Source organism: Empedobacter sp. UBA2044 (assembly GCF_002333005.1).
Lineage (GTDB): Bacteria > Bacteroidota > Bacteroidia > Flavobacteriales > Weeksellaceae > Empedobacter > Empedobacter falsenii_B.
The window spans coordinates 20,232-47,147 of the sequence record NZ_DDBA01000054.1 but is presented as its reverse complement, the minus strand read 5'-3'; the positions used below and the strand labels follow the sequence as shown (position 1 = coordinate 47,147).

General features: G+C 31.7%; 23 protein-coding genes. 10 read left to right on the top strand and 13 right to left on the bottom strand.

The window, feature by feature from the left end; all coding sequences use genetic code 11:
• The first annotated feature begins 668 nt into the window (after positions 1 to 668).
• The 5 genes from B4E59_RS09505 (at position 669) to B4E59_RS09485 (ending at position 4,361) form a co-directional block, all read left to right on the top strand.
• Positions 669 to 902, top strand: coding sequence for a hypothetical protein (locus B4E59_RS09505; RefSeq protein ID WP_171622699.1), 234 nt, complete (start codon positions 669 to 671; stop codon positions 900 to 902).
• A 70-nt stretch (positions 903 to 972) separates the two neighbouring features.
• Entirely contained in the window at positions 973 to 1,698 is a 726-nt protein-coding gene (locus tag B4E59_RS09500; protein ID WP_171622698.1) for a hypothetical protein, read from the top strand.
• Between the two features lie 222 nt (positions 1,699 to 1,920).
• Positions 1,921 to 2,619 (top strand): uracil-DNA glycosylase family protein, encoded by a 699-nt coding sequence (locus B4E59_RS09495; protein ID WP_291052665.1) that lies wholly within the window; start codon positions 1,921 to 1,923, stop codon positions 2,617 to 2,619.
• Positions 2,620 to 2,845: 226 nt separating this feature from the next.
• Positions 2,846 to 3,709, top strand: a complete 864-nt coding sequence (locus B4E59_RS09490; protein WP_003013318.1) for an aminoglycoside 6-adenylyltransferase AadS — start codon at positions 2,846 to 2,848, stop codon at positions 3,707 to 3,709.
• Between the two features lie 160 nt (positions 3,710 to 3,869).
• On the top strand, positions 3,870 to 4,361 hold the full coding sequence (locus tag B4E59_RS09485; RefSeq protein WP_291052661.1) for a hypothetical protein: 492 nt from the start codon (positions 3,870 to 3,872) through the stop codon (positions 4,359 to 4,361).
• A 242-nt stretch (positions 4,362 to 4,603) separates the two neighbouring features.
• On the opposite strand, the gene B4E59_RS09480 is transcribed toward B4E59_RS09485, so the two are convergent.
• From B4E59_RS09480 to B4E59_RS09465, 4 genes are read right to left on the bottom strand one after another with little or no spacing between them, the layout of a single operon-like run.
• On the bottom strand, positions 4,604 to 7,780 hold the full coding sequence (locus tag B4E59_RS09480) for an efflux RND transporter permease subunit (RefSeq protein ID WP_291052657.1): 3,177 nt from the start codon (positions 7,778 to 7,780) through the stop codon (positions 4,604 to 4,606).
• Positions 7,781 to 7,793: 13 nt separating this feature from the next.
• Positions 7,794 to 8,864, bottom strand: a complete 1,071-nt coding sequence (locus B4E59_RS09475; protein WP_221856169.1) for an efflux RND transporter periplasmic adaptor subunit — start codon at positions 8,862 to 8,864, stop codon at positions 7,794 to 7,796.
• A gap of 12 nt (positions 8,865 to 8,876) precedes the next feature.
• Entirely contained in the window at positions 8,877 to 10,190 is a 1,314-nt protein-coding gene (locus B4E59_RS09470; protein WP_291052652.1) for a TolC family protein, read from the bottom strand.
• A gap of 7 nt (positions 10,191 to 10,197) precedes the next feature.
• A complete protein-coding gene (locus tag B4E59_RS09465; RefSeq protein WP_291052649.1) occupies positions 10,198 to 10,788 on the bottom strand; it encodes a TetR/AcrR family transcriptional regulator in 591 nt (196 codons plus the stop codon).
• A gap of 143 nt (positions 10,789 to 10,931) precedes the next feature.
• Between B4E59_RS09465 and B4E59_RS09460 the strand changes: the two genes are divergently transcribed.
• The 4 genes from B4E59_RS09460 to dinB all read left to right on the top strand — a co-directional run bounded on the left by B4E59_RS09460 (position 10,932) and on the right by dinB (position 16,187).
• Positions 10,932 to 11,909 (top strand): YpdA family putative bacillithiol disulfide reductase, encoded by a 978-nt coding sequence (locus B4E59_RS09460; protein ID WP_280037076.1) that lies wholly within the window; start codon positions 10,932 to 10,934, stop codon positions 11,907 to 11,909.
• A gap of 45 nt (positions 11,910 to 11,954) precedes the next feature.
• Positions 11,955 to 12,659 carry a class I SAM-dependent methyltransferase gene (locus B4E59_RS09455; protein ID WP_291047070.1) on the top strand — a complete coding sequence of 235 codons (705 nt, stop codon included), beginning with the start codon at positions 11,955 to 11,957 and terminating at the stop codon, positions 12,657 to 12,659.
• 162 nt (positions 12,660 to 12,821) lie between these two features.
• Entirely contained in the window at positions 12,822 to 15,089 is a 2,268-nt protein-coding gene (locus tag B4E59_RS09450) for a cation:proton antiporter domain-containing protein (RefSeq protein WP_291047071.1), read from the top strand.
• An 18-nt stretch (positions 15,090 to 15,107) separates the two neighbouring features.
• Positions 15,108 to 16,187: a DNA polymerase IV gene (gene dinB / locus B4E59_RS09445; protein WP_286496366.1), complete on the top strand. Its 1,080-nt coding sequence runs from the start codon at positions 15,108 to 15,110 to the stop codon at positions 16,185 to 16,187.
• A gap of 425 nt (positions 16,188 to 16,612) precedes the next feature.
• Here dinB and B4E59_RS09440 read toward each other — a convergent pair whose 3' ends face one another.
• The 6 genes from B4E59_RS09440 to B4E59_RS09415 all read right to left on the bottom strand — a co-directional run bounded on the left by B4E59_RS09440 (position 16,613) and on the right by B4E59_RS09415 (position 22,271).
• On the bottom strand, positions 16,613 to 17,425 hold the full coding sequence (locus B4E59_RS09440) for a purine-nucleoside phosphorylase (protein WP_115001055.1): 813 nt from the start codon (positions 17,423 to 17,425) through the stop codon (positions 16,613 to 16,615).
• Positions 17,409 to 18,449 carry a tetraacyldisaccharide 4'-kinase gene (gene lpxK / locus B4E59_RS09435; protein WP_221856528.1) on the bottom strand — a complete coding sequence of 347 codons (1,041 nt, stop codon included), beginning with the start codon at positions 18,447 to 18,449 and terminating at the stop codon, positions 17,409 to 17,411. Before lpxK ends, B4E59_RS09440 begins: the two co-directional genes overlap by 17 nt.
• Positions 18,450 to 18,570: 121 nt before the next feature.
• On the bottom strand, positions 18,571 to 19,188 hold the full coding sequence (locus tag B4E59_RS09430; RefSeq protein ID WP_052217853.1) for a DUF4230 domain-containing protein: 618 nt from the start codon (positions 19,186 to 19,188) through the stop codon (positions 18,571 to 18,573).
• Complete coding sequence (locus tag B4E59_RS09425) at positions 19,181 to 19,732, bottom strand: TlpA family protein disulfide reductase (protein WP_219034218.1); 552 nt, start codon at positions 19,730 to 19,732, stop codon at positions 19,181 to 19,183. Before B4E59_RS09425 ends, B4E59_RS09430 begins: the two co-directional genes overlap by 8 nt.
• A 35-nt stretch (positions 19,733 to 19,767) precedes the next feature.
• Positions 19,768 to 20,943, bottom strand: coding sequence for a M14 family zinc carboxypeptidase (locus tag B4E59_RS09420; protein WP_286495560.1), 1,176 nt, complete (start codon positions 20,941 to 20,943; stop codon positions 19,768 to 19,770).
• Between the two features lie 206 nt (positions 20,944 to 21,149).
• Positions 21,150 to 22,271, bottom strand: coding sequence for a GNAT family N-acetyltransferase (locus B4E59_RS09415; protein WP_291052645.1), 1,122 nt, complete (start codon positions 22,269 to 22,271; stop codon positions 21,150 to 21,152).
• Between the two features lie 205 nt (positions 22,272 to 22,476).
• Between B4E59_RS09415 and B4E59_RS09410 the strand changes: the two genes are divergently transcribed.
• The gene (locus tag B4E59_RS09410) at positions 22,477 to 23,166 is read left to right on the top strand and encodes a zinc metallopeptidase (protein WP_286495562.1); all 690 of its coding nucleotides are present in this window, start codon (positions 22,477 to 22,479) and stop codon (positions 23,164 to 23,166) included.
• A gap of 58 nt (positions 23,167 to 23,224) precedes the next feature.
• Here B4E59_RS09410 and B4E59_RS09405 read toward each other — a convergent pair whose 3' ends face one another.
• From B4E59_RS09405 to B4E59_RS09395, 3 genes are all read right to left on the bottom strand, one after another.
• The gene (locus B4E59_RS09405) at positions 23,225 to 25,000 is read right to left on the bottom strand and encodes an AMP-dependent synthetase/ligase (RefSeq protein ID WP_115001063.1); all 1,776 of its coding nucleotides are present in this window, start codon (positions 24,998 to 25,000) and stop codon (positions 23,225 to 23,227) included.
• A gap of 121 nt (positions 25,001 to 25,121) precedes the next feature.
• Complete coding sequence (locus B4E59_RS09400; protein ID WP_038336082.1) at positions 25,122 to 25,358, bottom strand: DUF8828 family protein; 237 nt, start codon at positions 25,356 to 25,358, stop codon at positions 25,122 to 25,124.
• Position 25,359: 1 nt separating this feature from the next.
• Positions 25,360 to 26,811: an MATE family efflux transporter gene (locus B4E59_RS09395; RefSeq protein ID WP_286495564.1), complete on the bottom strand. Its 1,452-nt coding sequence runs from the start codon at positions 26,809 to 26,811 to the stop codon at positions 25,360 to 25,362.
• Between the last annotated feature and the right edge of the window lie 105 nt (positions 26,812 to 26,916).

Genomic DNA, 26,916 nt, shown 5'->3' with positions numbered 1-26,916 from the left:
TCTGCCCGCATTTGTCCACTTCTGTCCAGTTGCTTTTTACACAATAATAGTAATATAACAAAATAAAAACCTCGCTAACCTCCTATTTATAAGTGCTAGAGAGAAGTTGAATTTTTGGTCAATTTTGGTCTTGTTCGACCATCGTTCGACCATTGTTCGACGAATCTTCGGAAAAACGGCATTCTCGTCGAAGAACGGTCGAAGAAAACACGAACAAAAGTGGGAGGAAATTGAAATTGTAAAAATAAAATGATGCAAGAATACTTTGTTTCGCTATCCATACATTCATTATTACATTCTACAATAAATTATTTCGTGATACATGAATATTTTTTTTATAAGTATCTTATTTACAAAAAAATAATTATACTTGCTTCTAATTTTACGAAATACAGATATAGGTGATTTTTTACGAAACAAAAGCTAGATCTGTTTCGTGAAAAAACAATGTTGGTTGCAATTTTTAACAGCATGACGTTGAAGAATTACGGTTTATTTAAATAGTTTTGAAGAACATTTTACAAATTTCTCAAATATAGCCACTCACTACTAAAGAGATTATATCGTATTTTGTAAACAAATTGATTTATTAAATTATTACCAATATGGGAAATAACCCAACCTACTGCAGGAAGCAGATTAATTAATTTAACACTAAAAAAAATTACATGAAAAAATTAGTTTTTACATTAGGTTTTATGCTAATTGGAACACTTGCTTTTGCTTCAAATGAAAAGATTGAAGAACCCAAAACAATTATTCAAAAAGAAAATTGTGAAGAAAAAAGATCTTTAACAATACAAGTATTTGAAGAGGCTAACTTAGGATTATCTTCAGATGAGTTAATTGAACTTGGAGACGCTATGTACAATATTTGTACATTTAACAATATGAATAGATAATCATTATTTTTTTTATTTTGATCCTTTAATAATTAAAGGATCAAAATAAATATTAATTATAATTTATAATATGAAAACAATTAAAATTTTAATATTATTATTATTTACTTATAATCTATTTGCTCAAGAAAAAGCTAATACATTTATATATAAATTTTATAATGCTTATGACTCTGAAAAAATCACCGCATTAAGTAAAAAAGGAATTTCGGTAAAATTCGACGATTCAATAACATATATACTTGAACAAAATGATTCAATAGGAACTTTTAAAGCCGAGTCTAAATTAAATAATTCACAAGGTACTAGCTTCGATTTAACAGAAGTATTTATAAAATCTCAAGGTGATTTTTTTTATGATTACAAAAATAACATTACATTAAACAGTAAAAGAGATTATGTAATTAAAATTGATGAAAATGATTTTACTTGGGAGATTATTGAAGACAATATTTCTTGTTTGGAACGTATATGTAAAAAAGCTAAATTTACAAAAATAGAAAAAGGAGTAACAAAAGACAGAGAATATACAATTGAAGTTTTATATGATGACAGTTATTCAAAAAATATATTACCGTTTGGACTTTTAGGTTTAAAAGGATTAATTGTTAAAATTAACTTTAATGGTAATCAAGAAGTTATCCTAGAAGAAATGAAATATAATAAAAATATCAAAATAAAACCTTTCAAGGATAAAAGAAAAATAATTACTCAAAGAGAGTATAATGAAATTTTAAACAATAAAATGCTGGAAATGAAAGATAGACTAAATTTAAAAGTTGTAATTCCTAGTTAAAAAAACTGCTACCAACATAGTATTTGCGAAAAACGGGCTGAAAGTAAACTTTCATCCCTTCTTTTTCCGTTCGCAAAATTGCTTTTCAGAAAACTTTTATATAATTTAGTTTCAGCTAAGCAATTTGCTTGAACGCACGAACTTGAACTTCGTTCAATTTTCTTCCCGTTCTTCGCAAATACCAGGCTCGTTATACGAGATTTTAAACCAACACCGAACCATATGAACGAAAAATTACAAGAAATTTACAATTCTAAATGGAATGAATTATCTGATGGATTGAATGAAATTCTCAAGGATAATTCAAAAGAAAATAAACCTACAAATCCTTTATTACTTTATATAAATGAAAATGATTATAAAAATGCAGACATTAAAATAATGATTTTTGGACAGGAAACTAATGATTGGGAAGGAAATTTTCAAAATGATATAAATATTTGTCTAGACACCTATGACGATTTTTTTAATGCAAATGACTGCTTCTCATATGGTGGACAATTTTGGAACGGATTTAATAGATTTTTGACATTATTGCAAAATGAATTTCCTAACAAAAAAATTTCAAGTGTTTGGAATAACGTAATAAAAATTGGAAATTCAGGAAGAGATAAAAACTATCCGCCAGAATATATTTACAATATAGAAAATGAAAAGTTCAAAGTTATTAGCAGTGAAATTGAAATTTTAAGACCTGATATAATCTTATTTTTGTCGGGTCCAAATTATGATCTAGAATTAAAAAACTCGCTAAATGAAGCGGTATTTTCAGAATTAAGTGAGGATTTTACAGAAAGAAAATTGGCTAAAATAAAATACAAAAATTACAAAAACGTATTTAGAACTTATCATCCAAATTACCTATGGAGAAATGGAATTGACACATACTTTAACGAAATAATTAAAAAAATAGAAATATAAAAACCTCGTATAACATGGGTTTTGCAAGATGCGGGGTTGAAGGAAATCTCAGAAAATTTGTAGGCGGTACCCGCAAAAAACCATTTCATTTTTTTTTGTAAATTTGAAAAAAACGAAAATGGTTTTTGCTAGCGTTCGGTTCTCCTCTCCACTTTCGGTTTGCAGTAGCCCGCACCTCGCAAAGCCCTTTCCCGTTGTACGACATAGTAAAACCGAACCAAACAAAATGAAAGTCAGAGAAGAAAAGTTAAGAACAATTATAGAATGGTCGGAGAAAAACGAAGATGTAAGAGTTCTTCTTCTGACAAGTTCACTTGTAAATCCTTTAGCACTTGTTGACGAATTTAGTGATTTAGACATTGAATTTGTTTTTGAGGATAATACAAATTACATTTCAGACAAAAGCTGGACGCTTAAATTCGGAAATCCAATTGCTATGATTGAAGAAGACGAAAGTTGTTTTAACCATAAACACGCAATGAAAATGCTACTTTATGAAGACGGTGTGAAAGTAGATTTTAAACTTTACAGCAAATCAAAATTTATAAAGGAAACGCAAGAGAAAGAATTACCAGAAGATTGGGATATTGGTTATAAAATTTTAATTGATAAAGATGGTATTACAAAGCAAATGCTGAAACCAACTTATCAAATTTCCATTATCAAAAAACCGTCTGAAAAAGAGTTTCAAAATCTAATAAACGATTTTTGGTGGGACACAACTTACGTGGCAAAGTGTCTTGTGAGAGATGAAATATTCTATGCGAAATTTATGTCGGAAACCGTTATTCGCACAGAATATCTAATTCCTTTAATTGAATGGCACATTGCAAGTGAACACAATTGGAACATAACGACCAATAAATATGGACGACTTTTCAAAAAGTATCTTAACCAGGAAATGTGGGCTAAAACAGAACAAACATTTTCAGGGAGCGATATAAAGGAAAATTGGACTGCTCTATTTTCAATGACTGATTTAGTTTCAGAAATAGGAACTGAATTGTCAAAAAAATTAGAGTACAAATACCCGGATAAATTAGAAAATGACATACGAAAATATTTAGCTGGACTAAAACCCAAAACATAACTACGTCGTACAACATCGTATTGGCAATAGGCGGGCTGAACGGCTTCGTATCAACGGAAGTGCAAAATTCAACTTCTGTTCTTCGATTAAAGTTCAGTGCTAAAAATCCCGCCCATCGCCAATACGCGGCACGTTAGCTGTAATTTTAAAACGACAAACAATGAAGAAAATAATAATTCTGATAGTTGTATTTTTTGTTCAAAAATCATTCGGACAAAATTTAATAATTGATATTGACAATGGTTTAGTAACAATAAAATCTGTCAGCATAACATTTGACTATTCTCAAGGCAGTGACGGACGAGTTGTTTGCTACCCAACTCATTGGACAACAACAAGTGGGTCAGATGGTAGAATCGTTGCATATCCATCAGGTTGGACTTGGGAGCAAGGAAGCGATGGACGCAAAGTTGTTAGACCCTCATCAGGTTGGACTTGGGAATCAGGTAGTGACGGACGCAAGGTTGTTAGACCTTCATCAGGTTGGACTTGGGAATCAGGTAGTGACGGACGCAAAGTTGTTAGACCTTCGTCAGGTTGGACTTGGGAATCAGGTAGTGACGGACGCAAAGTTGTTAGACCAAATGGAAGTTCAAGTAACTTAGAATTTATTTTTATCAATGCTGAGTATCTAGCGATTTTTGAAGACTAGCCGATCTAAACTTAATTCATAAAAAAGTTGAGGAATAAATTCTTTTCGTCCTTGCATACTACAAGATATAAAAAATTGCTATATTTAGTGTTGTGCAACAAGCACATCGCATTAACAAAATAACGAGTTTCAACTAAATAAAAATCCTTGTCAAGGTTTAGAACTTTGACAAGGATTTTTTTATGTATCAATTAAAATAATAAAAACTGAACGGGTTTGATTAAATATCTAAAAACGAAAGATTACTCTTCCCATTCTTCTTTTATTTGTCGCGCTTCATAATCTGCAACCATTTCTGCTTCATAATCTACTTTTTCTCCTTTTGAGAATCGACGAATTGCACTATCGAATAATGAATAAACCACAGGAACAATAATTAAGGTTAGGAATAATGAGGAAACTAATCCACCGATAATAACCCATGCCAAACCGTTGTTCATCTCTGCTCCTGCTCCTTCTGCCAAAGCAATCGGAATCATACCAAAAACCATGGCGATAGTTGTCATCAAAATTGGACGAAGACGTGCATGATTGGCTTGTACCAAAGCATTGTGTGTTGTTTCTCCTGCTTCTTTTCTATGGTTTGTAAAATCGACTAATAAAATGGCATTTTTGCACACCAAACCAATCAACATAATCATTCCGAGAATCGTGAAGATATTCAACGAATTATTAGTTAAAGCTAAAACCACAAAGACTCCAATTAATGATAATGGAATAGAAAACAAAACCACGAAAGGATAAATAAACGAATCATACAAAGCAACCATCACCAAATAAACTAAAATAATTGCTGCTAATAATGCGTAACCTAATGTACCAAAACCTTCGGATTGATTTTCTTCATCTCCACCCCAAACATACGATACACCGGTTGGTTTTTTACTATCAATTTTTTGTAAACTATTTTTGAAATCAGTCACAATATCACCCGTTGTACGACCAACAGATTGCGCTTGCACAGTTACAGAAGGTGTTTTATCACGACGCTCTAAGAAACTTGGTCCAGAACTTTGTGTAACCGTTGCAAATTGATCCAAACGAATTTGTTGTCCTTTATCATTCATAAATATCAAACTACGAACATCATCGATATTCGAACGATTAAAATTATTGTACTGAATATTAATATCATATTCGTATTCACCCGCTCTAAATTTACCATCTGTATTTCCAGAGAAAGCAGTTTGCATCGTCAAACCAACTGTTTGTAAATTCAATCCTAAAGCAGCCATTTTATCACGGTCAACTTGCACATTAATTTCAGGATTTCCGGCTTCTGTCGTTAATTTCACTTCCGAAGAACCCTTAATTTGCTCTAATTCGTGTTTTGCTAATTCAGCAAATTTCATGGCGCTTTCTAAATTTGGACCTGTCACAACCAACGCTATTGGCGCTTGTTCCGCTCCAATTAAACCAACTGGAACAGTTTTAACCTTAGCACCAACTAATTCTTTTTCTAAATCGCGTTTTACTTTTGCCGCATAAATAAATGAATTGTCTTCACGCTCTGATTTATCATTTAAAATAACGTCTATTTCTGCTTTATAAGCTGTTGCTTGTGCTGCTCCAAATCCTTCAGAACTTTGACCAACAGTTGTAATCATATCAACAACTTCTTTTTTACCACGTAAAAATTTTTCTGCTTTTTGCGTCATAAAATTTGATTCCTCTATTGTTGCATCTTTTGGTAACTCTATTTGAACTAAGAATTCACCTTTATCTGTTTTAGGGAAGAATTCACCACCAATATATTTTCCTCCCATTAAAACTCCAATAACTGCAAATAAAACGATAAATACCCCAATAAAAACTCCAATTCTACGAACGGTAGATTTTAAACACCATTCTAACATATCAGAAATGAAGTGGGTAAATTTCATTAATTGTTTTTCGAACCAAAGAATAAATTTCTCAAAAATATTTTTCCCTGTGATATGTTCTAATTTCCCGAAACGAGAAGACAACCAAGGAACAATTGTAAATGACGACAATAAGGATAGTAAGGTTGCGATAACGACTGTCACACAAAACTGTGCAATAATATTCGCCACCAAACCTGTACTCATTGCAATTGGTAAGAATACCACGACAATTACCAACGTAATAGCTGTTACTGTAAATCCAATTTCTTTTGCCCCATCGTATGATGCTCTAATTTTCGATTTTCCCATCTCCATGTGACGGTAAATATTCTCTAAAACAACGATAGCATCATCCACTAAAATCCCTACAACAAGCGATAAACCAAGTAACGACATCAAGTTTAAGGTATACCCCATTAAGTACATTCCGATAAAAGTCGCAATTAACGATGCTGGAATAGAAACCATTACAATAAAAGCATTACGAATACTATGTAAAAATAAAAGCATTACAATTGCAACTAAAACAACTGCTAAAACTAAATCGAAAATAACGTGATCTGCCGCAGCCAATGTAAAATCAGACGTATCATTTACAATCTGAATTTTAAGTCCTTCTTTCTTATAATCTGTTTCAACTTTTTTGATGGTTTCTTTCATCAATTCAGAAACTGCAACCGCATTTGCATCTGATTGTTTTACAACCTGAACAATAATCGCTGAACTCTGATTAACACGTGCAATTTTTTCTACTTCTTTTTGAGAATCTTGCACAAAAGCAACTTCCGATAAACGAACTTGAATTCCATTATTCGAAGAAATTACCAAATTATTTAATTCATCAACTGATTTATATTTTCCAGAAAGACGAATAATTGTAGAGTTTTCACGTGTTTTTACACTTCCTGTTGGGAAATCTAAATTCGAAGTTAAGATTGCTTGCTGAACTTGAGGCACAGATAATCCATAACCTTTCAATTTCACAGGATCTAAACTTACCTGAATTTCACGTTCTTGTCCTCCAATCAAATTTACTTGCGCAACACCTGTCACACGCGATAAAACTGGTTCTATTTTTTTATCTAACAAATCATACAAATCTTTTTCTGTCAACTTATCAGACGTTACACCAGCTGTAATAATTGGTAAATCACTTAACGAGAATTTCGTCAAAGAAGGCGGATCTACATCATCAGGTAAATCTTTCTCAATGGCATTAATCTTACGTTGCGCATCATTCAACGCTAAATCTGCATTTGCATCAGAATTCAACGTCACCATTACAACTGATAAACTTTCATAAGATTTCGATTCTACTTTCTTTACATTTTCTAAGGCTGCAACCGCATCCTCTATCTTTTTGGTTACAGAATTTTCAACTTCGTTTGGAGAAGCTCCAGGATAAACCGTTGAAATCGTAACAACATTCGTTTCAAATTTTGGGATTAATTCGTATCCCATTTGCGTATAACTAAACAATCCTCCTAATGTTAAAATCGTGAATAACACGATAATCATTGTGGGACGTTTAATTGATATTTCTGCTATTTTCATGGAAAAACTACTCTTATTTTACAACTTTCACTTTCGTTCCATCTTTCAGATTAATCTGACCACTTGTCACGATTTCAGCTCCATCTTTAATTCCACTAATAATTTCAACTTCAGTTCCAACCGTTTTCCCAATCACAACTTTCGTTAATTTCGCTGTATTATTTTCAACCACGAAAACTTGTCCAGAACTAATTCCGTTAACAAAAGCATTCGCTGGAACAACCAATACATTTTTCCCTGCATTTACATCATCTTTTGTCGAGAAAACTGCCGTTCCGTACATACCAGCTTTTAAACCAGAATTATTCGAAACTTGAATTTCTACTGGAAAGTTTAATGAAGCATCTGCTTTAGGCGCAATAAAAGAAATTTTTCCTGCAAATTCTTGATCAGGAAAAACACTCGCCAATACTTTGATTGTTTGTCCCACTTTCAAATTCACAACTTCAGCTTCTGTTACTGTAACTTGTAATTTTAGTTTTGACACATTAACAATATCAAACATTTGCGAACCCGGTGCTACTACAGATCCTGGCTCTATGTAACGCTTGTTAATCACACCAGAAATAGTTGCTTTTACATTGGTATCACGAACACGTAAATTTTGTGCAGAAACCGCTGCTCTTGCATTTTTTAATTGCAAACGCGAATTATCCAATTGTTGCTTTGTTACTCCTCCAGTTTTGTACGCATTTTCGTAACGTTGATTATCTATAATCGCATTTTGAAGATTATTTTGTGCTTGAGTTACATCAACCTCAATTGCATCTTTTTTGATTGTTGCCAATGTTTGACCAACAGAAACATAACTACCTTCATCTACCAATACACGAACAATTCTTCCTGAAATTTCTGAAGGAAAACTCATTTCCTGAAATGGCGCAAATGTACCGTTTGACGTATAATCTGTATTTAAGCTTTCGTATTTTGCTTTAATTGTATTTACCACAACCTCATCGTTATTAGCATTTACAATCGCAACTTCCTTTTCTTGCTTCGCTTTGTTATTTTTGATTATGTAAACTGCTCCACCAATCAAGCCAGCAGCAATTAATATATAAAGTAAAGTTTTTACTGATTTCATAAATCGGTTCTATTATTGAATTAATGTTTTTAAATCTCCTTTTGCTTTGATTAATGCGATTTCGGCAATTTTATATTCTAATAAAGCATTTGAGTAATTATTTCTAGCATCTGTCAACGCATTTTCAGCATCTAAAATTTCTGTCAAATTAGCTAAACCTTGTTGGTAATTATTTTGAGTATTTGATAAAACTTTCTCCGCCAAACTCACGTTTTCTTCTTGAATATCGACACTTTTCAATGCATTTTCAATTTGTGCTTTTGCATTTTGATATTCTAAACTCAAACCAAGTTTTGTGTCATTCATTTGTTCTTCGATATCCAACAAATCAATTTCTGCTTGATTAATTTTTGCTTTTGTAGCTCCTCCTGAAAAAATCGGAACTTTAACACTCAAACCTATCGAAGCCAAATCTGACCAGATGTAACTTTTCGACGTAATAAATTTTTCGCCAAAACCTTGCAATCCATAATTTCCAGCTAAACCAACTGTTGGATATAAATTCGCACGCTCGGCTTCTTTAGCAAAATCTAACAATTCTTTTTGTTTTGATAAAACTTTAAATTCTGTTCTATTTTCAACATCTATTTGATCTTCCAACAAAACTAAATTTGGCGCAATAGTTTCTACTGCTAAATTAATTGGTTTCTCAATTGTATAACCCATATAAAATTTCAATGCATTTTTGTTGATTTCAACTGCATTTACCAACTGTTGACGCGAAGAAGAAATGTTATTTAATTGTACAACAATTCGGTCCAAATCAATTGGTTTTGCCAAACCATTATCCACTAAACTTTTGATTACATTTCGAACTTTATTTGTGTTTTCGTAACTTTTTTCAATCGTTTTTAATTTTTCTTCTTGAATAAAAACTTGATAATACGCATTCGCTACACGCTCAATAATTTGTTCGTCAGTTAAATCTGCATTTACCTGATAAAATTCGCGTGTTGTTTTCGCGGCTTTCAAACCTGTAAAAACACGTTGATCGAACAATGTTTGGTTTACCGTTACACCCAAACTCGAATTCCATGGTTGTCCCATTTTGATCACAGTTGTTTGTCCTCCCATTGTCAACGCCATTTCTTGTACAATTGGATTATATTGCAAACCTCCATTGGCATTTACCTGAGGCAAAGCTCCTGCTCTAGCTTCATCAATTTTGTATTCGGCTTTTTTGATTGCCAAATCTGCTCGTTTAGCATCTGCTTTATTTTCTAACGCAAAATTTACCGCATCTTTAAGTGCAATAACTTCTTGAGCATTAGCTGAACTTATCAATGCTACAATCGCTATAGAAAGTAATGGTTTTAATCTTTTCATTGATATATTAATTGTTAAAAAGTGTATTGAGAATAATTTCTTTTCGATCAGAAAGAATACGTTTAAAATCTTTGTCACTCAATTTCAAATCCAATTGAAGAAGTGGACGAATTGTAAACGGATAATTTACCAAGGAAATCATGTTTAACAAAAACTGAAGTGGTTCCATCTTTTTAATCGTTCCTTTTTCCATTTCTTCCTCTAATCTTTCGTAAAAAACATTTACAACTACATCTAAATCATCTTTCATTAACTTAGAACACATTGTATTATTTTTATTCATTTCGGTAACGATGTAAGTTTCCAAATATGGATACTTGATTGATGTTGCAATAGAATCCTCTATAAATTCGCCAATCATTTCTTTGATATCACGATTTCTATCAAAAATAGCGCGCGATTTTTCATTACTTACACGCGTAGCTTCTTCGTAAATAATACTAATTAAATTGTTTCGCGATCTGAAATAATAATTAATCAACGTTCTATTCACTTTCGCTTCATCAGCTATTTCTTGCGTAGTTGCATGAAATCTACCTTCCGCAAAAAACATTCTTTTCGCTGTTTCTTTGATCAATTCTTCTGTATCGTCTTTCATATCTGTGCGGCTTTTTTATTTTGACAAAATTGTCAAACAAAATTATTAATATATTTCGTTAATCCAAATAGTTAAACATTATTTTTAAAAAAATTGAAGAAAATCATAAAGATTACCGAACTGATTATCCGTAAATTTGCTTGATGAAAGAACAATATGATTTGATAATTGTAGGTGCTGGGCCAATTGGTTTGGCTTGTGCAATAGAAGCGAAAAGAAACAATCTTTCTTATTTAATTATTGAAAAAGGTGCTTTAACAAATAGTTTGTACAACTATCCTTTGTATATGACATTTTTTTCGACTGCCGAACGATTAGAAATTGGAGAAATTCCGTTCAATTGTATTGCGCCAAAACCTGGTCGACAAGAGGCGTTAGAATATTATCGAAACATTCATAAATATTTCAAATTCAATCTAAATCTATACGAAGAAGTTGAAACGATTAATAAAGTTGAAACAAATCATTTCGAAGTTAAAACATCAAAAAATAACTATTCAACTAACAATATAGTCCTTGCAACTGGTTTTTATGACATTCCAAACTTAATGAATATTGAAGGTGAAAATTTGCCAAAAGTTCATCATTATTACAAGGAAGCTCACCCTTATTCTTTTCAGAACGTAGTGGTTGTTGGAGCGAATAATTCTTCTGTTGATGCAGCTTTAGAATGTTATCGAAAAGGTGCAAATGTAACAATGGTGATTCGCGGAGAAGGTTTTACGCATCGACTAAAATATTGGGTTCGTCCAGATATCGAAAATCGAATTGCAGAAGGAAGTATCAAAGCTTATTTCAACTCGAATATTACTTCTATTGACGAAAATCAAGTTCATATCAAAACACCAGAAGGTGATATTTCAATTGAAAATGATACCGTTTTAGCTTTAACTGGTTATCATCCAAATTTCAATTTTTTGGAGAACTGTGGAATAACTTTCAGTGATGATGAATTGAAAACACCAACTTACAATCCCGAAACAATGGAAACAAATGTGGATGGTTTATATTTGGCAGGCGTTGTTTGTGGTGGTATGTTGACAAATATTTGGTTTATTGAAAATTCGCGCGTACATGCACAGCAAATTGTTGAGGCAATTTTAGCAAAAAATAATAAATAAAAGTTTCTGTATTAATCAGAAAATAAAAATAAAAATAAAAATAACATGAAAGACCTTTTCGGACAGGCAATTTTAGATTATCAAACCAATCATTCGCCCGAAGATCTCTATACCGAAACATCAATTTCAGAGTTAGATGTGATGCCAATTGATTATCTTTTTCGAGAGTATGATGACATGCCTCCTCTAGAGCAAAAAGCACTTGATTTGTCAAAAGGAAAAATATTGGATGTTGGTTGTGGAGCAGGTTCTCATTCACTTTATTTGCAAGAAAAAAGTTCAGATGTTTTAGCGATTGATATTTCTCCAAAAGCGATTGAAGCTTGTTTGTTGAGAGGAATTAAAAATGCAAAAGTTCAGAATTTCCTTGAAATCAATGAAGCTGAGAAATTTGATACGATTCTATTTTTGATGAACGGAACTGGAATTTTTCAGAATTTAGTTTTAATTAATGTTTTCTTGGATAAAATCAAAAATTTATTAACCGAGAATGGTCAAGTTTTGATTGATGGAACCGACATTATTTATATGTTTGATGAAGACGAAGATGGTGGAAAATGGATTCCGAGTAATGGAAATTACTATGGTGAATTAGATTTTACGGTTCATTATAAAGGCGAGCAAGAAGAACCTATTCAATGGTTGTATTTGGATTTTGACACGTTAAAAAATGCGTGCGAATATCATAAACTAAAATGTACAAAAATAAAAACCGAAGGAGATTCTTATTTAGCAAAAATTACTTTGTAAAATATCGTTTCGATAATAAAATACAAACTCATTAGTTCATTAGAATTAGTGAGTTTTTTTTTATTCTCAAACAAAATTGATAATGATATAAAGTTAATCAATAGTTGAACAATTAATTATCTTTTAAAAAATTCTTAAATTAGTGGAGATTAAACGCAATTTATGGAAGAACACTTGCCAAAACTCATTACCGATCTTGGATTAATTCTATGTGTAGGCGCTGTGACGACGCTTATTTTCAAACGCATCAACCAACCTCTTGTTTTAGGTTATATTATTGCTGGTTTTTTGGTTGGACCGCATTTCGAATATATTCCGTCCGTTGCAGAAGAACATAATGTGGAGATTTGGGCGAAGATTGGTGTTATATTTTTGCTTTTTAGTCTTGGTCTCGAATTTAGTTTCAAAAAATTACTCAATGTTGGTGGTTCTGCCTCCATCACTGCGATTGTCGAAATCATTTGTATTGTAACCGTTGGTTATTTTGTTGGTCGATTTATGAATTGGTCGACAATGGATAGTATTTTCCTCGGCGGTTTATTAGCAAGTTCCTCTACAACCATTATTATTAGAGCATTTGATGAATTAGGATTGAAACGAAAGAAATTCGCGAATGTCGTTTTCGGAATTTTAATTGTAGAAGATATTGTGGTCATTTTATTAATGGTTATGCTTTCTACTATGGCGGTTAGCCAGCATTTTAACGGAGCAGAAATGATTAATTCTTTCGTTAAATTAGGTTTCTTTTTAGCGGTTTGGTTTATTGGAGGAATTTTTATTATTCCAACTTTTTTACGTTCAATTAAGAACTATTTAGATGATGAAACTTTACTAATTATCTCAATTGGGTTATGTCTTGGAATGGTTTATATCGCGGATAGTGCTGGGTTTTCTATAGAATTAGGTGCATTTGTAATGGGGTCTATTCTAGCTGAAACTGTTTATGCAGAAAAAATCGAACATAATTTTCAATCTGTAAAAAATTTATTTGCTACAATCTTCTTTATTTCTATTGGAATGATGATTGATCCTGTTTCAATGTACGAACACAAATGGGCAATTTTAATTGTAACATTGCTGACGATTTTTGGAAAGTTAATTTTTACCACTTTAGGTGCTATAATTTCAGGACAACCGCTAAAACAGTCCGTACAAGTAGGAATGAGTATGGCACAAATTGGTGAATTTGCTTTCATCGTTGCTGGTTTGGGACTTTCTCTTGGCGTAACAAGCGACTTCTTATTTCCTGTTGCAGTCGGTGTTTCGGCAATTACAACATTTACTACACCTTATTTAATAAAATCATCTGACAAAGTTTATACTTTATTGGAAAAAGTTCTTCCACAAAAATTTATTCAAGGTGTTGAAAATTATTCATCTGATACACAACACATTCAAAACGAAAATAAATGGAATAAAATCATCAAACAAACAGTTTCTACAATTTTTATCAATGGAATAATCATTATCGCAATCACATTGATTATCAAAAGCTACGTTTTATTCTTATTAACCGATTGGTTTACCTATTTTGGCGCAAGTTTGGTTAGCCTTACATTGACATTTGTATTGTGTATTCCATTTATTTGGGCAATTATTGGAAATCGACCAAAAAGAGAAATTATTGGAGAGTTTTGGGATGAATCTAATTATAATCGTGCACCAATTATCGCGATTATTTCTATCCGTTTAACTTTAGTTGTAGTTGCTGTAATTTTTATTTATAATCAATTTTTTTCAAGCACAATTGCCTCAATTGTATTAGTTATTGGATTATTGATTACAATGTATTTTCTTTCAAAATATTTCAATCAATTTTACAATTATATTCAAACAAAATTCATTTATAACTTAAATGAACGTGAAATTTTGACTAAAAAAATTGAAGAGAAAAAGAAACAAGATAAATTTCAATATACTTGGGATAACACGCATATTTCGGATATGATTGTTCCGCAAAATGCCAATTTTATTGGTGTTTTTTTGGGTGAATTGGATTGGCGAACAAAATTTCAGATCAATATTGCCTATATCAAACGTGGCGATCGAATTATTCAGACTCCAAATTCTGAATCAGTTTTATATCCTTTCGATAAAATTGGAATTATTGGAACGGATGAACATATTCAACGATTTGAGAAGTATTTGCAAATTATTGGTGAAACTCCTCCAGAAAATAATGATCTTAAAAATACAGATAATTTTACGTTGGATAAAGTAGTTATTCCGAATGATTTTTGTGTTTTGGAGCATAAATCGATTGGCTGGGTAAAAGATACGGCAAAAGGAATTGTGGTTTCGATAGAGCGCGATGGAAAAATGATTCACAATCCTGATCGAAATGTACCAATTGAATTGGGCGATTATTTGACAATTGTTGCCGATAAGAAAAACTTAAAAAACTTTATTCAAGAGTATCATTTAAAATAAAGCGAGTAATTTTGCAAGATGCAGCGTAAGATTATTCACATCGATATGGACGCTTTTTATGCTTCTGTTGAACAACGAGATTTCCCCGAATTAAGAGGGAAATGCATTGCTGTTGGCGGAAATGAAGAACGTGGTGTGATTGCTACCGCTAGTTACGAAGCTAGAAAATATGGCGTCGGCTCTGCAATGTCTTCTGTTGTTGCAAAACGCAAATGTCCACATTTGATATTTGTAAAACCTCGATTTCAAGTTTATAAAGAAGTTTCGAATCAAATTCGTGAAATATTTCTTGAATATACTGATTTGGTTGAACCTTTATCTTTGGATGAAGCTTTTTTGGATGTAACAATTAACCATAAAGACATCGAAATCGCCACAGATATTGCAAACGAAATCAAACAAAAAATAAAGGAACGAACAGATTTGACTGCTTCTGCAGGTGTTTCTTTCAATAAATTTTTAGCTAAAATTGCTTCGGATTATAACAAACCTGATGGACTTTATGTGATTACGCCTAAAATGTCTGAAAATTTTATTGATCAATTACCAATCAAAAAATTTCATGGAATTGGAAAAGTAACTGCCGAACGTATGCAAATGATGGGCATTCATACAGGTTTGGACTTGAAAAACCTAGAATTAGAAAAACTGTTACGGGAATTCGGGAAATCAGGTAAATACTATTACAATATTGTTAGAGGATTAGATTTTAGAGAGGTCAACCCTACTCGATTGCGAAAATCATCTGGTTCAGAAACAACTTTTAGCAAAGATTTAGAAACATTAGAAGAAATGCAAATTGCTTTATTTCCACTAATAGAAGATGTTTGGAACTTTTCTTTAAAAACATCAATTTATGGAAGAACAATTACTGTAAAAATAAAACACAATGATTTTTCGGTTACTACAAAAAGTAAATCAGCATCATTTCCAGTTAAAAATAGAGAACTTTTTGATCTTATTTGTTATGATTTATTAAGTGAAGGTTACTCCTTAGAAAAACCAGTTCGACTATTAGGTGTTGCTATCTCTAATTTATCCAATAATCAAAAAAAATTCGGAACTCAACTAGAAATTCCATTTAGAGAAACTATATAAAATCTTCAATATAATTTATCTTTAATAAGATATGACAAAATCAACTTTTACCATTGTTTATCAAACAAAAGTATGTTCTAATAAATTAATAAAATATGGTAAAACGAGGAACGGCAAACAACGTTATAAACGAGCTAATTATAAATTGTAATATTTTTTAAGTAAAAAAAACTAATATTTTAGATTTTTAAAAACATTATTATAACTTAAATCATATCCTAATTTTTGTATATTAGCATTAGAGTTATCGGAAATAGATTGAAATACTAAGCAATAAGAACCGTTACAAAATAATTACTACTCTTTTTCAACAATATTTATAAAATTTTGATTTTCAATAAATAGTAGCTTTTATAAATACTTTAAAATAAAAAAAAAACCAACTTTTCAGTTGGCTTATTAATTTATCTAAGTAATATCAAAAATTAACAATTCTCGATTACGCTTTTTACCACGCGAATTACATTTGGCATTGCTGTATTCGCTGCATTTAATACATCTTCGTGCGAAACATCGAATGAAATTTCTGGTCCACCTAAATCTGTAATAATAGATAAACAAAAAACGCGCATATCCATGTGACGAGCAACAATAACTTCAGGAACTGTACTCATACCAACACAATCTCCTCCAATAAAACGAACCAATCCGTATTCAGATGGCGTTTCGAAAGTTGGTCCTTGTAATCCTACATAAACTCCTTGATGAACCAGGATATCATTTGCTTTTGCAAATTCTGCAGCTTCATTCAACATTTCTCTGTCATATGCTTTAGACATATCCACAAAACGAGGTCCTAATTCGTCAATATTTTTTCCGCGTAAAGGATGTTCTGGCATCATATTAATATGATCTTTTACCAATAAAATATCTCCAACTTGGAAATTTGGATTAACACCTCCAGAAGCATTCGATAAAACAACTTTCTTAATTCCTAATCCGTTAAATACACGCATTGGGAACGTTACTTCTTCCATCGAATATCCTTCATAATAATGGAAACGACCAGCCATCATCAAAACTTTTTTACCTAAAATAGTTCCGTATACTAAATGACCTTTGTGCCCTTCTACTGTTACTTGAGGAAAGTTTGGTATATCTTTGTAGCTAATAACAACTTTATTTTCTACTTCATCTTCTAATTTTCCTAATCCAGACCCTAACACAATTACAAATTCTGGTTGATCTGGCAATAAATTATTGATGTACTTTACAGCCTCATTAATTCTGTCCAACATACTCTAAAATAGTTTGATTAAATTTTTCTTTATCGTTAATATCGATACTAATCGGAATGTAGTATAAATCGTCCTTTATCATGGATTCTTCCATCAAACGCATATAATCTTTCTCTGTTGTCATGATAATTTTATCAAAACGCTTTCTACCTTCCGTATCTTCGTATCGTTTGTAAATATACTCAATTTCTGATTGACTAAAATTATGATGATCTGGATATTCTAAATGCAAGACATTTGCAAAGTTTTCTTCCGCAAATTTTACCAAACCATCTGTTTTAGCAATTCCTGTAACTAAAATAACATTCAGATTTTTCCAAGTCGATTTCTCAACATTATCCAATTTCCCAATCAATTTGTTATCATAAACAATTTTCGAAAAAAATAATTGCTGATGAGATTTTAAGTTAATCTTTTTCGAAATTTCTTTGTGTTTTTCTTCCGAAATTCTGTCTGGACATTTCGTTACAATAATAATATCTGCACGACGAACTCCACTTCTACTCTCTCTCAAATCACCTGCTGGCAATAAAAAATCTTTGTAATATGGATTATTGTAATCGGTCAACAAAATATTGAAACCAGCTTTTATTCCTCGATGTTGATATGCATCATCCAACAAAATTGCTTCTGCATTATAATGGTCAATTAATTTTTGTGCACCAAAAGCTCTGTCTTCGCAAACAGCAATCAATATTCTATTCTTGAAACGTTGAAAAAACTGCATTGGTTCGTCTCCTATATCATACACTTTTGAAGAATAATTTGCAATCAAAAAACCCTTTGTTTTTCGTCCATATCCTCTACTCAATGTTGCAATTAATTTTTCGTCTTTCAACAAATCAATTAAATACATGATATGAGGTGACTTTCCCGTTCCGCCAACAGAAAGGTTTCCAACATTAATAATTGGAATATTGAATGATGAGGAACGCATCATTCCTATATTGTAAAACAGATTTCGAACCGAAGTTCCTATCCAATATAAACCAGAAAATGGAAGTAAAAATCTACGCCAATTCATTTTTATTTTTAATATTAAGCGAAAATACTATTTTCAATTTTAATTCTAAAGAAAGAAACACTTCATTTCTTTATTCAGCGAAAAAAAACCTATTCTATCGGAACAGGTTTTTAATTATTTATTAATCGTATAATTTATTCAATTCGTTGGCATAACTCGTTTTATCTTCTATCTTCCAACCATAGGTTTTTGCAAGGAAATACAAATCGCCAAGATTTTGAATTAATTGTTGATGTGCTTCTTGTTTTAGTTTGGTTTGATCCACAGTTTTTTCCACATGCTCCACGGCACGTTTTTTAATTCCGTTCAAATCATCTTTACTAAATTTATTGAAAACACTTTGATCCATGTCATAAAAACTAACATCTGGATATACTTGGATTTCAACTGGAGGAATAGATTTGATGATGATTTTTTTATTCACCGAATCCAATTCAATATCCATTTTTTTTAAATCATACGTTGCTTGTGCTTTGGCTTTCACCAAAAGTGTCACCTTTTTATCCGCAGAAAAAATATCAGTTAAACCTGGCAACGATTTTTTTGACGTGTGATTGTATAAATCTGAATAGGTTTGTTCTGCAACAATCATTTTATTCATTCGTTCGATTTGATACGCAATCACATGAGATTGTTCGGTATAGCTTTCAGATTTGAATTTATCCATGATGAAATACGTTATCATCACACCAAAAATAAAGGCTACAACAACAAGAATTATTTTCTTTAAATTATTCATTTGCATAATTTGGAGTCAATGGCGTACCATTCACAATCTGTGCCAAATCTTCTTCTAGATAGCCCGAAACTGGAGATTCTACAATTCTACCAACTTCTTCTTTTTTATTATTATATACGATAATTGTCGGAACGTGAGTCACATTTTTATTGATTTCTTCTCCGTTGAAACTTTTCTTTTGACGATTTACACCAATCACTTTCAAACGATTTTGAGGAAATTTAATATCATCTAAAATTTTGTACAAACGTGGTAATTCACGACGAGAATCTGGACACCAAGTTCCTACAAAAACTTCCAAACGGTAGTTACGTAAATCTTTTAAACCTTTCAATTTACTTTTCTCAACTTCGTAAGTGTCATATTCGTGGTGATACCATTCTTTAAAATCTTCTTCTTCCAAAGCTTTTCTATTGAATTCTCCCGTCAACATTTTCTTCCCATTTTCAGCTGTAATCGTACGATTCAACACTTTATTTTGAGCAAACGATTGCGTAGAAAATCCCAACATTGCAACAAGTGCAATTGCTAATATTTTTTTCATTGTATTTTTAGTTTATAGGTTAAATGTATAAATAATTATGAAATGATTTGCCCATTTTCAACTTTAATTGAGCCAATTTCGAAAGTCGCCAATTGATTCAATAAAGGATAATTTTTGGATGCTCCTTTATAAACTTGTTTTTCAGCATCAATTTCGAGATGACCAATAAATTTTCGCAAATCACCAATTTCAATAATTTTTGCGATTTGCTCTACCGAATTATTTTCTTCGTTGTATTCATCTTCAAAATAAATTCCCAAATCAACAACAGAAGATTTTTCACCATTCAGAATTTGAACATTATGAATCACAACATCCAAATATTTTTGTCCATTTTGAGGAATCGCTAAATATTCATCAAACGGAAAGTTATCTTGCGTAGCTAAAGCATTCAATCCTGCTAAAATAGCCAATGCATTGTATTTTCTTGTTGTATTACGTTGATAATCATTCGGAAAATGTCCCGCTTCAAATAATACGCACGGATAATCCATTTTTGTAAAATTATCCCCAGTAGACATCGGATAGAACTCTGATGTATAACGACCTACATGACCAGGAATTACTTTTTGCAATTCAATATTCATTGCCTGAATAATTCCCATCGTTTTTTCGCGAACTTCGTTTACATCTTCTTCAACATTGTAAGAAGGCGCCAAAAAAGAAAGCGTTGCAGGTTTTGCTGTTTGTCCAACATTGAAAATCGTACGCTGATCATGCAAATTGAATAACGTTTGATAATTTCCTTTCTCCACTTGATTCAACAAAACATGAATTTCTGTTGATTCTTTTGCTAAAAAGTCACGATTAATATCAATTCCAACCGCATTTCTACGTGTATTGACATTTGCACCATCAGGATTTAACATCGGAATAAAATCAATTGTCAATTGAGATAAAATGGTTTGAGCTAATTCAGATTTTTGTTCAAAAAAATTAATCACATCAAACATTGCACGCGTTCCAGAAGATTCGTTTCCGTGCATTTGAGACCAAATCAATAAACGTTTTTCTCCATTCCCGAAACTTAATTTATAAATCTCATTTCCTAAAAAAGATGTTCCAATTTGCTCTTTTTGACTTGATTTTAATGAAAAATAGTGATTTAAAGCTTCAAAATTTAACCATTTCGAATCAAAACCTTCTTGTCTGAAAGTTGAATATTCTTTCTCTAATTGATGAATATCAAACATATTTATTATGTTATACATTTATAATTTCTATGTTATAAATTTTGATTATCAAAATAAATAAAACCATCAATTCGAGTGAAATTCGTTTAGAATTTTGTATCGAGAATAAGGTTTTTGAAGATAAAATATATCTTAATTCTCGATACAATTTTTAAAAATAATCTTTCTAAAAATCACTCGAATTGACGAATTTTAATCCAAAATATACAACATTATTATTTATATTAAATTGATTTCTTGAAAGTTTTGCGACGTTTGTGATTTATAGGATTATATGCTTTCCATAAAACTTGAATACTTTCGTTGTCCGCTAATTCAGGGTTTGTTTCCAAAAATTTGATCCCGTTGTTTCTAAACGTATCAAACATTGCATTAAAAATCAATGCTGTAACTCCCTTTCCTTGAAATTTCGGATCAATTCCAATCAAATAAAATTGAGCAGAATCATTATTTTTACTTGCTTTCATTAAATGCCACCAACCAAAAGGAAAAATTTTACCTTTCGCTTTTTGCATCGCTTTCGAGTAAGAAGGCATCGTAATTGCAAACGAAACCATTTTTCCGTCTTCATCAACAATACAGTTCACAAAATCTGGATTGATAAACGGAATATATTTCTTTTTGTAATATTCTATTTGGTAATCCGCAATTGGCACATAAGTATCCAATTCGCTGTAAGTTTTATCTAACAAATCGAACATTTCGTCGACATACGGAATAATTTCAGAAGTTTTTGTAAACTTCAATTCTCGTAATTTGTAACGTTCTCGAATAATTTTATTAAATTTGATAACCTTTTCTGGCAATTCTGTTGGTGCAGCCAATTCATATTCCACCCACTCATTAGCCGTTTCAAAACCTAATGATTCTAAGTGTTGCGCATAGTACGGAAAATTATATAAACCAACCATTGTAGCCAATTTATCATATCCGAAAGTTAGCAAACCTGCCTTTTCCAAATTCGAAAAACCAACTGGTCCCTCTATATATTCTAATTGATTTTCTTTACCTATTTCCGTGACTTTTGCCAAAAGTACTTTCGTGACTTCGATATCATCAATCATATCAAACCAGCCGAAACGCATTTTACGTTTTTGTTGATTATTGACTTCTTGCCAATTGATAATTGCCGCAACACGTCCCACAATCTTACCTTCTTTTTCAGCAAGAAAATAACGCGCTTCAGCATCTTTAAAAACGGGATTTTTAGAAACATCTAATGTTTCCTTCTCCTCATTAATAAAGGGTGGAACGTAATATTGATTATCCTTATACAAATTCATCGGAAACTTAATAAATGCTTCCAAATCGTGTTTTGATTGTACTTCTATTATGCGAATACTCATAGCTTACAAAGGTAATGAGTTTTGTAATTTCAATTCAAAAATTTTTGAGCAAAATGTCAGTTTTTGTTCATTTTTATATGATTTAATACAGAACTCTGCCAAAAAAACTAACTTTTCTGCTATTTTTGTCTCTATTCACTTATTGGAATACTTTTTGAATTTTGAATAAATATTAAAATTGATTAAAAAATAAAATAGAAAATAGATGACAGGTTATTACATTATTATTGGGTTATTTATGCTGATTAGTTGGTTTGTTAGTAACCGACTGCAAAGTAAATTTAAGTATTATTCGAAGGTACATTTAGCAAACGGAATGTCAGGAAAAGAGATTGCAGAAAAAATGCTTTCTGATAATAATATTCGCGATGTTCGTGTTATCTCTACTCCTGGACAATTGACGGACCATTACAATCCTGCTGATAAAACGGTAAACTTATCGGAAGTTGTTTACCACGAACGAAATGCAGCGGCAGCAGCAGTTGCAGCGCACGAGTGTGGTCACGCAGTACAACATGCGGTTGGTTATAATATGTTGCATTTACGCTCGAAAATGGTTCCAATGGTAAACGTTGCATCTCGCTTAAATCAATGGATTTTGATGTTAGGATTAATCGTGATGGCTTCATCTAAAAATGCAACTTTATTGTGGATTGGTATTTTCCTATTTGCGGTAACAACAGTTTTCGCATTTGTTACTTTACCTGTAGAATACGACGCTTCCAACCGTGCGTTAGCTTGGTTAAAAGGAAACAATATGGTAATGCCAAACGAATATGAAGGCGCAAAAGATTCATTAAAATGGGCTGCAAGAACTTATGTAGTAGCGGCGATTGGTTCATTAGCGCAATTACTTTATTTTGTAATGATGGCAATGGGCGGACGACGAGATTAAAACTTAATTATTATAAAATTAAAAAAATCCCTTCAAAAATTTTTGAAGGGATTTTTTATTATTTCTTATCGTATAATTTATTGTATAAATCTTGATATTTAGCCAAGACATTTTTACGTTTCAATTTTAATGTTGGCGTTAATAATCCATCATCAATTGTCCATTCATCAGGAGTTAATTCAAACTTTTTGATTTGTTCCCAATGTCCTAAACCTTTATTCATTTTTTCAATTTCACGACCTATAATATCTAAAATTGCAGGCTCTTTAATTAAATCTGCCTTCGTTGCAGGTTCAGCAATTCCTTTGATACGTAAATAATCTTTCAACACTTGAAAATTAGGTTGAATAATCGCACAAGGCATCTTCTCTCCTTCTCCAACAACCATTACTTGCTCGATAAAACGAGATTGTTTAAACTTATTTTCAATAATTTGAGGTGCAATATATTTTCCTCCAGAAGTTTTGAACATCTCTTTTTTACGATCAGTAATTTTAAGTAAACCTCTTTCAAGAACTCCAATATCACCCGTTTTGAAATAACCATCTGGTGTGAATGCTTCAGCAGTTTTTTCAGGATCTTTATAATAACCTTGTGTAACGTTAGGACCTTTGACTAAAATCTCTCCATCTTCTGCAATTTTAACCTCGATTCCTTTTAATGGAGCACCAACAGTTCCGATTCCGAAACCATCTTTCTTCATACAATTCACCGAAATTACAGGAGAAGTTTCTGTCAAACCATAACCTTCTAAAATTGGAATTCCAGCACCCCAGAAAATATGATTCAAACGTGCTGCTAAAGGTGCAGATCCCGACACCATACATACTAAATTTCCTCCAACTCCTTCTTTCCATTTACTGAAAACCAAACTTTTCGCGATAGAATGTTTCAACCCAAATAATCCACCTTTTGGATTATAAGGATCGTAATCTTCAACAAGGCTTAAAGCCCACATAAAAATTTTCGTTTTAAGACCTCCTGCAGAAGCACCTGTATTGTAAATTTTATCGTAAACCTTTTCAACTAATCGAGGCACAACCGTCATTACATGTGGTTTGACCTCTTTCATATTATCTCCTAATTTATCGATGCTTTCTGCATACCAAATTCCAATACTCAAATGTTGATACAAATAAATCAACATACGTTCGAAAACATGATTAATCGGAAGAAAACTTAACGCAATCGCATGATTTGGAAAATCTGGAATACGATCAACAGACATTAAAACATCAGAAACGATATTTTCGTGCGTTAATACAACACCTTTCGGACGACCTGTTGTTCCAGAAGTATAAATCAAAGTTGCCATATCAGAAGGTTTTATCATCTCTTTGATACTATCTACTTCATGTTGTGTTGAATTATCTTCACCCAAATCTAAAATTTCTTTATAATTAGGAACTCCAGCAATTTCATCAAAACTATAAATCCCAACCAATGTTGACACTTTATCTTTTACAGCCGCAACCGTATCGTATAAACCTTTATCAGAAACAATGATAAATTTACATTCAGCATTATTTAAGATATAATCAAAATCATCTTCCGAAAGTGTTGGATATAATGGAACGGAAATCGCGCCAACTTGCTGAATACCGATATCACAGATGTTCCATTCGGTACGATTAGTTGAAGTGACTATTGCAATTTTATCTTGTGGCTTGATTCCTAATTGTAATAATCCTCGACTAAATGCATTTGCTTTGCCAACGTATTCTTGCGTAGATGTTTTCACCCAAGTTCCGTTCACTTTAGACACCAATGCATCTTCTCGAGGATTATTTTCTAATTGATTTTGCGGAAAATCAAATAATCTTTTTATTTCCATGGTTTTGAATAATTTTCTTAGTTGCAAAATACTAATAAAAAAATTATAATGCAAGCATATAAAATTATTTTAGTGTAAATCTTACACCAATAAAAACACAGAAATTTTATTTATTTAAGACTTATTCTTCATCATCTAACAAAGACATTTCTTGATCATAAAAATCTAAAGCGTCTTCAATTAAATTAGCAATTTCAGTATTAAATTCTTCGTTATCTTCTTCTTCAGAAATATCTTCAAACCATTCAATATCGTCAGTTTCTACATCTAATAAAAATCGAGGATAATCTGTATGTAAAATAAAGATTTTGTCTGGCATTGTAGAGTTATCAGCCAATAAAAATTTTGGTAATTCCATTTTATATGTTTTTTAATTTATCTTCTAAAATTATTTCTGCATTAGGATTTTCCCTAATCATTTTCTTCGTTTGACGATTGTAACGAATCATCAAAAACACTGCCGAAGCTGTTAATCCAGTTCCTAAACCAATCCACATCCCAAATGCTCGCATTTCAAATACAATAGCTAAGACTACACCAATCGGAATTGCGATTAACCAATATGAAATAAACGTTAGAATAGAAGGGATTTTAACATCAGTCATTCCTCTCAAAGCACCTAGTAATACCAATTGTACGCCATCTGACATTTGGAAAAGCGAAGCAATGATTAATAAGGATGCAGCTAAATTGATAACATCTGGATTGTCTAAATAAATTGTTGGTAACTGATAACGGAAAATAATAAACAAAATTCCACACAAAATCATAAATGATAAAACCATTAAAATACAAGACCAACCTGCCTCTCTTAAGGTTTTATAATCTTTTAAACCTAATTGATTTCCAATACGAACCGTTGCTGCAACCCCAATTCCTGTACACATCATAAAAGTTGTGGAAGCTAAATTTATCGCAATTTGATGAGCTGCTAAATTTACTTTTGCTAATTCTTGATCTGCAATAGAGTTTGTAAATGTATAACCGCAAACAAAGGCTGCCAGAGAGAACGCACTCATTTCAAAGAAAGAAGTTAAGGCGGTTGGAATTCCAATTCCAGCAATTTTTCTGAAAATAGTTTTCTGAAAATTACTTGCCTTAAATTGAACTTCTTGCAAAACTGATTTCGTTTTCTTAAAATTAAACAATACAATAATTAAGAAAATCATCATCACCAAACGCGCAACGAATGTTCCCCAGGCTGCACCAGCGACTTCTAAACGTGGGAATCCCCAATTCCCGTAAATCCAACCATAGTTTAACGTAATATTAATCACGTTACTCAAAACAGTTGCAATTGTAACAGGAATCGTTAATGATAAACCTTCCGATAATTGACGAAAAGTTTGGAAAATCATCAATGGAATCATCGAAAATGTCATAATCGTTAGATATGGAATACATTTTTCCACTACATCAGCGGGTTGTCCCATGTAGAACATTAGCGGTTTCAGAAATGTAATCAATAAGAATAAACCGATTGATAGAGTAATATTCAAGACCAAACTATGCGAAAAATAATTTGCAGCCATTTTTTTATCGCCTTTCGAATCTTCTGCCGCAATCAATGGTGACAACGCAAAACTAAATCCGAAAGCAAATACTAAAACCGCAAAAAATAATGAATTTCCTAAAGAAGCTGCTGCTAAAGCTGTTTTCCCCAAAACCTCATCTTCTATATTATCATATTTTCCACCTAAACCACCAACCATAATGTTATCAATAATGTTGACAGAAATTTGCCCCATTTGAGTAATCATTACAGGAAATGCTAATTTGATATTACGCCTTAAATGCTCTTTTAATTCCAATTTATTCTCTATTTACAATTGCAAAGATACAGCAAAGGTTTTGCTTCTACATTTAAAAATTGTCATGTAATTTAAAATTAATCAATAAAAAAAGACTACTTAAAT